1 protein-coding gene and 1 pseudogene are annotated in these 1,946 nt (G+C 56.5%); both read right to left on the reverse strand.

Annotation, left to right across the window (positions count from 1 at the left end; translation table 11 throughout):
- Positions 1 to 643 precede the first annotated feature (643 nt).
- On the reverse strand, positions 644 to 1,327 hold the full coding sequence (locus A1351_RS01595) for an HAD family hydrolase (protein ID WP_064031981.1): 684 nt from the start codon (positions 1,325 to 1,327) through the stop codon (positions 644 to 646).
- 285 nt (positions 1,328 to 1,612) lie between these two features.
- Positions 1,613 to 1,946, reverse strand: a pseudogene (locus tag A1351_RS25700) (IS630 family transposase); the annotation flags it as partial.

Here is a 1,946-nt window from a genome sequence, read left to right on the forward strand (position 1 = left end):
GAAGGGGGAACTCGCGCCAGAAGCGGACGTTCGGCGCGCCATAATCATGGCTATGCCCACGCTCACGGAGAGGGTCGAAGTGTGAGGTCCGCGCCACCGAGTTCGTCAGCTTGACGCTCGGGGAATCCATCATAGTAGCCTGACCACCTGCGCCCGGTTACATAGCGATACGCGAAGGCGTAAACCACTCGTGCTTCGGAGGCGGTTCCGATCACGGGCAAGTACAATGGACCGAGTGCGCGCGACTGAAATGAGTGGCCAAACTCGTGATCCCTATTTTCCCGGCCAACGGGGACAAACGGATTGTCCTTGCACGTGAAAAACACGAACAGCCCGAGACTTATCGCGCCGATTGATCGTAGTTCGACAAAAACGCGCTCTTGTTGAAAACTGATTACAATCACATTTCCGCGCATGGCTTGCACGACAAGAACGAGGGTACCGACAACATTCTGCGGCAACTCCCACCCGAAGAGCAACATGCGATTAAGTGTCGACGCCATGCACTGGTCCCTCGAGTAACAGCTGCGCGTCAAATTAATCTCCATAAATCTGCCTACCTCCCATGTCGAGACGATGACCGCAACGAGTCAAAGTTCCCCCTTCACCGTCCAGAGCGGGGAGGTTCCGCCAAAAGCTGCCATCAGTTTGTGATCCAATTTGCGATGACTTCGCGCGCCTCAAAGAGCGAACTGACGGTCGCGTCCGGCTGCCATAGATAGCTGGTTGGCCATGCCGCGCCATTTGGGAACCAGACCGTTTTCATCCCGACTGAGCGCGCGCCGAACATATCGGCCTCGGGCGAATCCCCTACAAATACGCACTGGCCTGTCGAAATGCCGAGCCTGTCCGCAGCACGACGAAAAATTTCAGGGTCGGGCTTTCGACACTTCTCCTGCTCGGAAATCAAGTACACGTCGGTGAGTCGATCGAGATTTAGCGCAAGGATACTGCGAAGCTGAATGTGAGTCTGGCCATTGCTGACTATGCCGAAACGTACCCCCTCTCGGGTAAGCCACGACAAAAGCTCTGCTGCTCCGTCGAACGCTCGGGCGAAGCGCCACGCGCGGGTTTCGTAGTCGAAGAACATTTCCTTCGCTACATCGGAATCCGCTAAGCCGAGCTCTGCGAGCAGAGTGCCATATACCTCCATCTTGTGAAGCCGCCCTCGGGCATCAAGCTCAAGAAAGCGATCAACCACCGCATTGAAGTCAATGTGATCGCAATGCCATTTTGTTGAGAACTGGTCGGCCACGAAATCGCGCAATGAAGCGGATCGGTTGAACAGTGTCTCATCCAAATCGAACAGAACTGCAGATACCGGCATCGCCCATACCATGCCCAGGCATAACTTTGCGCAGATATTGTAGTCAGTTTTGGGCGCGGCAGCAAAGGCTCAAAACAGCCCTCGCGGTAATTTCGATCAGAGCGACAATCGCAAGTGGTCATAGTGTGCCGCCGCGAGCGGGCCTTCTTCGTTAGAGCGACACGTCTCCATTGATCAATTTTCCGTTCACGAACGGCGAGATCGGTCATTCTTTCTTTCCCGAACAGCGATGTGGCGCCATAACTAGCCGTTCGTCGCGGACGGCCGGACGGTCCACTTTCCCTAGATTTCGCGGACCTTCGTGTTGCAGGCAGGTAGGACCAGCGCCGCGCCCTTGCCGTCCTTTGGACAGACGGCGCCGAAGATGTAGGTCGAGGCGGTGCGCTGATCGTGGGGCGCGCTCGGTCTCGATCCGCGTTTCGCCCATCGACGCGTGATCTTGTTTTTCTGGCCGATGCGCGCCTCGTCCTCGAACCAGATTTCTATCTTGTCCGAGGCGACGCGCTTTTCGCGCGCGATTTCCTCCAGACGAGAGGGGAAGTTTTTTTAAAATCCTCGATCGCGCCCTCGGCCTGCGAGTGATGACGCGGCCGCGCAGAGAGCTTGCGATAGCCCATCT

It is taken from the genome of Methylosinus sp. R-45379, from assembly GCF_001644125.1.
GTDB lineage: Bacteria > Pseudomonadota > Alphaproteobacteria > Rhizobiales > Beijerinckiaceae > Methylosinus.

Excerpts from the sequence above, each read along its gene's own strand:
- A1351_RS01595 (WP_064031981.1), bottom strand. The coding sequence starts at position 1,327 with ATGCCGGTATCTGCAGTTCTGTTCGATTTGGATGAGACACTGTTCAAC.